General features: G+C 49.6%; 1 protein-coding gene. It reads left to right on the top strand.

All coding sequences use genetic code 11. The features are described from left to right. Nucleotides 1–200: hypothetical protein (locus tag RYX56_RS24950; protein ID WP_317124466.1), on the top strand; the 200-nt coding region annotated here is incomplete at its 5' end. Nucleotides 201–240: the final 40 nt, after the last annotated feature.

Genomic DNA, 240 nt, shown 5'->3' on the forward strand with positions numbered 1-240 from the left:
GGCTTGCCGAGGGTCCGGAGAGCCACGGGCCGCTGGTCGTCACACCCTATATGGTAGGTGTCCGAAACCAAAATTTCGGACAAGTAGTCACAGGTCACATGCGTGTCCGAATTGAGCGAATTGGTACAGTACTGGGCAGAGTTGTATCTCATTTTTTGTTGCGGATGTATCAGGCATGCATGACAGTTGTAGGAAGATGAGTACAGTCTTGTAAAAGGTGAGCACTTATGAGAATGAGGG

It is taken from the genome of Alkalihalophilus lindianensis, from assembly GCF_032843265.1.
Classification (GTDB): Bacteria; Bacillota; Bacilli; order Bacillales; family Bacillaceae_D; genus Alkalihalophilus; species Alkalihalophilus lindianensis.